Here is a 4,673-nt window from a genome sequence, read left to right as displayed (position 1 = left end):
GGGTGGGGAGGTGGTCAGACGGTGGTGCACAGGCGCAGGGAGTCGTAGACCGCCGCGTGGATGTTGCGGCTGGCCACGGCGTCGCCGACGCGCCAGAGGTCGAAGCGGCCGCCCTCGTTGGCGACCACCTCCTGGGGGCGCCCGGCCAGCAGCGCGTCGTGGTCGACCTCGCCGAGGTTCCGCGAGGCCGGGACCAGGTCGAGGTAGAGCTCGTCGTTGGGCACCGTGCCGTGCTCGACGACCACGTGGTCGACGAGGCGCTCGACCTCGGCGCCGGGCTGGTAGTCGCTGGCCAGGACCGCGACCAGCCGCGCGCCGGAGCCGGGCTCCGCGCGGCGCACGTCGACCAGGCGCCGGGCCACCGTCACCTGCACGTCGTGCTCGGCGAAGGCCTGCAGGTACGCCGGGCTGTTCATCGAGCCGACGGAGATCCCGACCATCCGCTCGGGCGTGACCAGCTCGACGCGGGCACCGAGGCGGGCGAGGTGCTCGGCGGCGTCGAGACCCGGCTCGCCGCCGTGGTCGTCGAAGACCAGGACGCGGTCCCCGGCGCGGGGACCGCCGGCGCCCGTACCGCCGATCGCGTCCCAGGTGTCGAGGACCAGGGGCTGCGCGGCGGCCGGCAGGAAGGAGGTGTCGGGCACGCCCCCGGTGGCCACGACCACCAGGTCGGGCTCCTCGGCCAGGACGGTCGCGGCGTCGGCCCAGACGCCGTACCGCACGTCCACGCCGGAGTGCTTGGCCTCCGCGACGCGCCAGTCGACGACCCCGACGAGGTCGCGACGGCGCAGGGTGGACGAGGCGATGAGGACCTGGCCGCCGGGGCGGTCCGCGGCCTCCATCAGCACGACGTGGTGGCCGCGCTCGCCGAGCACGCGGGCGGCCTCGAGGCCGGCCGGCCCGGCGCCGACGACCACGGCGCGCTTGCGGCGCCCCAGGGTGGTGGCGACGACGTGGGGCATCGTGGCCTCGCGGCCGGTGGCGGGGTTGTGGATGCACTTGGCATCGCCGGACTCGTAGATCGCGTCCAGGCAGTAGGAGGCGCCCACGCAGGGGCGGATCCGGTCCTCCTCGCCGCGGGCGACCTTGGCGACCAGGTGCGGGTCGGCGAGCTGCGGGCGGGTCATCCCGACCAGGTCGAGCAAGCCCTCGCGCAGCGCGTGACGGGCCGTGGCGACGTCGCCGATCCGTGCGGCGTGCATGACCGGCAGGTCGACCAGCGCCCGGCGTACCTTTCCGGCGAACTCCAGGAACGGCGAGGACGGCGTGCCCATCGAGGGGATGGTCGCGGCCAGGCGGGCGTCGGACTCCAGCCCGCCCTTGATCACCGAGAGGAAGTCGATGCCGTGCTCGCGGTAGCGCTGGAGCACCGCGACGGCGTCGTCGAGCCCCAGCCCGTCGGGCAGGTCCTCGTCCATCGCCATCCGGATGCCGACGACGAAGTCGGGCCCGACGGCCGCGCGCACCGCCTCGAGCACCCGCATCGGGAAGACCAGCCGGGCCTCGGGGTCCCCGCCGAAGGCGTCGTCGCGGTGGTTGGTCGCGGGGGAGGCCCAGGCGTCGAAGAGGTGGCTGTAGGAGGCGATCTCGATGCCGTCGAGGCCGGCGGCCTGGCAGCGCTGGGCGGCCTCGGCGAAGTGGCGCACGATCCGGTCCACGTCCCAGGACTCCGCGGTCTTCGGGAAGGAGCGGTGCTGCGCCTCGCGCATCGGCGAGGGGTAGACCAGGGGCAGCCAGTCCCCGGTGAAGTTCGAGGTACGGCGGCCGAGGTGCGTGACCTGGCACATCACCGCGGCGCCGGCCTCGTGCACGTCGTCGGCCAGCCGGGCCAGCCACGGCACGACCTCGTCCTTGTAGAGGAGCATGTTGCCGAAGGCCGGCGGGCTGTCGGGGGAGACGACCGCGGAGCCGCCGATCATGGTCAGGCCGACGCCGCCGCGCGCCTTCTCGAGGTGGTAGAGCCGGTAGCGGTCCTTCGGCATCCCGTCCTCGGTGTACGCCGGCTCGTGGCTGGTGCTCACCACCCGGTTGCGAAGCGTCAGGTGGCGCAGCCGGTAGTCGTCGAGCAGCGGATCGAGGTGCGTCACGTGTTCATCGTGACCGGATCGACTGCCGAAGAAAAGCGAACGATATACATGGTTAACGTGCAATAATCCCGCATGATCGACAGCCGCCTCCACGTGCTCCGGGTGGTGGCCCGCGCCGGCACGATCACCGCGGCGGCGCACGACCTCGGCTACACGCCCTCGGCGGTCTCGCACCAGCTGAAGAGCCTGGGTCGCGACCTCGGGGTGGTCCTGCTGGAGCCGGACGGGCGCAACGTCCGGCTCACCGCGGCCGCGAGCCTGCTGCTGCGCCGCTCCGACGCGCTGTTCGCGCACTGGGAGGCGATCCGCGGCGAGCTGCACGAGACCGCCGGCGGCAGCACCGGCCGGCTCGCGCTGGCCGGCTTCTCGACCGCCGCCTCCGCGCTGCTGCCCCCCGTGGCGATCCGGGCGATGCGGGAGTTCCCCGACTCGCGCATCCGGATCGTCGAGGCGGACCCGAGCGTGTGCGTCGACATGCTGCTGGCCGGCACCGTCGACGTCGCCGTCGTGGTCGGCACCACCGAGCTGCCGCCCACCGACGACCCGCGCTTCGTCCAGGAGCCGCTGATGGAGGACCGGCTGGACCTGCTCCTGCCCGCCGGCCACCGCCTGGCCGGGCGCACGTCGGTGCTGCTGGCCGACGCCGCCGAGGAGGCCTGGATCATGGACCGGCCCGGGTCGGCGCACCACGAGCTCGTCGCCACCGCCTGCCTGGCCGCCGGCTTCACCCCCCGCCACCTGCACCGGGTCGTGGAGTGGGACACCGGCGCCGCCCTGGTGGCGGCCGGGTTCGGCGTCGCCCTGATCCCGCGGCTGGCCCGTCTGCCCGGCCAGGACGACCTGGTCCGGGTCCCGCTGCGCGGCGACCCCACGCCCGCCCGGCACGTGCGCACCCTCGTGCGCGGCGGCACCGACCAGCAGCCCGAGATCGCCTTCGCGCTCGCGGCGCTGCGGGTGGAGGCGGAGCGGGTCCGCGAGGTGGACCAGGGGGAGGCTTCCGTACGATGAGCCCCGCCGCCGCGGACCCGGTCACCCGGGGCGCGGCACGCCGGTGTAGCTCAGTAGGTAGAGCGCCTCTCTTGTAAAGAGGATGTCGCGGGTTCGACTCCTGTCACCGGCTCCCCAGCAGCGTGGCCGCGGCCGCCACGAGCCCGGCGTTGTCCGGGACCGGCGTCCCGTCCGCCAGGACGTCGGTGTCCTCCAGGCCGACCCGGAGGCCGTGCCCCAGCCGGACGGCCTGCGCCAGGACGGACCAGGTGGCGACGCCCACGCCGTGGTGGACCTGCTCCAGGCCGCAGCCGGCGTCCGTCAGGGCCCGGGAGGTGCGCGCCGCGTCGGCGACCGCCTCGTTCGGGTCGGGCGCCGTCGGCTCGACGAAGACGCGCTCGTAGCGGTCCCAGCGCCCCCGGGCCAGGAACAGCTCTGTGTCGCGGTCCGAGAGCAGGCACGCCTCGACGCCCACGCCCCGCGCGGCCAGCATCGCGGCGAGCTCGCCGATGCCGTCCTCGCCCTGGTTGGCGGGGACGAGGTCCGGCAGGACGGTCCAGGCGGACACCAGGGCGTGGCGGCGACCCGGGTCCGGCTCGACGTCGGCGAAGGTCGTCATGTTGACCGGAACCCCCGGACAGCGCTCCCGGACGGCGATCAGCGTCGTGGCCACGAACCCGGCTTCGAGCGTCTCCACGCCGTCGTCGTCGTAGGCGTGGAGGTGGATCGAGGTCGCCCCCTCCGCGACGGACGCGGCCGCCTGCCGGGCGGTCTCCGGAGGTGTGCGCGGCATCCGGTCGTCGCCGACCCCGCCGTTGAGGGCCACCTGCAGGGTCGTCGGCCGCGCGGGGCGCGGGTGCTCGACGGCGCTCACCCGGTGGGCCGGGCCAGCGACTGCACCTCGGCCCGCAGCCGCCCCATCTCGCCGTCCAGGGAGGCCGCCGTGCCGGCCACCGACCGCAGGGTCTCGCGCAGGTCGTCGGGCACCGCGCCGTCGTACTTGTAGTAGATCTGGTGCTCGACGCTCGCCCAGAAGTCCATCGCGATCGTGCGGACCTGGAGCTCGACGGGCACCTGGACCGTGCGGTCGGACAAGAACACCGGGACCTCCACCACGAGGTGCAGGCTCTGGTACCCGTTGGGCTTCGGCGTGGCGATGTAGTCCTTGGTGCGCACCAGCGTCAGGTCGGGCTGGCGGGTCAGCATGTCGGCGAAGCGGTAGGTGTCCTCGACGAACGCGCAGGTAACCCGGATCCCGGCGACGTCGAGCACCCGCTCGCGGATCGCGTCGAGGTCGGGCGGGCAGCCGGTGCGCGTGGTCTTCTCGACCAGGCTGTCCAGCGACTTCAGCCGCGTCTTGACGTGCTCGACCGGCCCGTAGCCGTGGGTGGCCTCGAACTCCTCGCGCAGGATCGTGATCTTGGTGAGCACCTCGTCGATGCCGAACTTGTACTGGAGCAGGAACGCATCGAGCGTCCGCTGCACGCCACGGACCACGTCGTCGGGGCTTGTGCCGGGCTCCGGCTCGCCGACCAGGGCCCGGAAGAAGCGCAGGTACGGCCCCGGGGCCGTGGGCCCGGCCGGTGGGGAGGGTGGCGC

At 74.1% G+C, this 4,673-nt stretch carries 4 protein-coding genes and 1 tRNA gene; 2 read left to right on the top strand and 3 right to left on the bottom strand.

Annotated features, from left to right (window positions below; all coding sequences use genetic code 11):
• Nucleotides 1-14: 14 nt before the first annotated feature.
• Nucleotides 15-2,087, bottom strand: coding sequence for an NADH:flavin oxidoreductase (locus tag GV155_RS20155; protein WP_160012081.1), 2,073 nt, complete (start codon nt 2,085-2,087; stop codon nt 15-17).
• Nucleotides 2,088-2,159: 72 nt separating this feature from the next.
• Here GV155_RS20155 and GV155_RS20150 point away from each other — a divergent pair, with 72 nt between their 5' ends.
• Together GV155_RS20150 and GV155_RS20145 are read left to right on the top strand one after the other, a co-directional pair.
• Nucleotides 2,160-3,095: a LysR family transcriptional regulator gene (locus GV155_RS20150; protein WP_160012079.1), complete on the top strand. Its 936-nt coding sequence runs from the start codon at nt 2,160-2,162 to the stop codon at nt 3,093-3,095.
• 39 nt (nt 3,096-3,134) lie between these two features.
• Nucleotides 3,135-3,207 (top strand) — tRNA-Thr (locus tag GV155_RS20145).
• On the opposite strand, the gene GV155_RS20140 is transcribed toward GV155_RS20145, so the two are convergent.
• Nucleotides 3,199-3,948 carry a 3-keto-5-aminohexanoate cleavage protein gene (locus tag GV155_RS20140; protein ID WP_160012077.1) on the bottom strand — a complete coding sequence of 250 codons (750 nt, stop codon included), beginning with the start codon at nt 3,946-3,948 and terminating at the stop codon, nt 3,199-3,201. The genes GV155_RS20145 and GV155_RS20140 overlap by 9 nt on opposite strands.
• Nucleotides 3,945-4,673, bottom strand: a 729-nt coding sequence (locus GV155_RS20135) for a GTP pyrophosphokinase (RefSeq protein WP_328820834.1), incomplete at its 5' end; no start/stop codon positions are given. The genes GV155_RS20135 and GV155_RS20140, both read right to left, overlap by 4 nt.

The organism is Nocardioides sp. AX2bis (genome assembly GCF_902506435.1).
GTDB lineage: Bacteria > Actinomycetota > Actinomycetes > Propionibacteriales > Nocardioidaceae > Nocardioides.
This window is presented reverse-complemented; position numbering and strand designations above follow the sequence as displayed.